This window comes from Rothia sp. HMSC067H10 (assembly GCF_001810635.1).
GTDB lineage: Bacteria > Actinomycetota > Actinomycetes > Actinomycetales > Micrococcaceae > Rothia > Rothia dentocariosa.
This window is the reverse complement of record NZ_KV802317.1, coordinates 593,813-594,324: the sequence shown is the minus strand read 5'-3', so window position 1 is coordinate 594,324 and position 512 is coordinate 593,813. Positions and strand designations below refer to the sequence as shown.

1 protein-coding gene is annotated in these 512 nt (G+C 62.5%); it reads right to left on the bottom strand.

The genetic code is table 11. The annotated features are described in order from the left end of the window. Positions 1 to 57: 57 nt before the first annotated feature. Positions 58 to 512 (bottom strand): acyl-CoA thioesterase (locus tag HMPREF2756_RS09580; RefSeq protein WP_210393550.1); only part of this gene is annotated, 455 nt, incomplete at its 5' end.

Sequence of the window (512 nt, the reverse complement as noted above, 5' to 3'; positions counted from 1 at the left end):
ACCTCACACGGTCTTTCTGTATGCTCTGACGTTTTACGCTGTCGCAGCACCGAAACTCTAGCGGTATTCGGGCAGGCGGAACATCATTTCCTGCGCCACGGTCGCCACCAGCTCACCGGAACGATTGAAAATCGAACCCTGCGCGAGCATCCTGCCACCCTGCGCGCTCGGAGAATCCAGCACGTACAGCAGCCACTCGTCGGCGCGTGCCGAACGGTGGAACCACATCGCGTGATCCAGCGAAGCGCTCTTCAGCCCCGGCTCCAGCCAGAACTTGCCGTGACGGCGCAGGGCCGGCTCCAGCGGCAGGTAATCCGAAGCGTACGCAATAGCGGCGCGGTGCTCCGCCTCCGAGGCCTCAGAACCATCAGCATGCACTAGGCGGTCAAAGGTCTTGAACCACACGCAGGCACGCGGCTGTGTCGAGGAGGCATCCGGCTGAGTGTACAGGGGCGCATCCACGTGGCGCATATCAATCGGGCGTTCCCATGCAACAGCCTGCGCTACCGGAT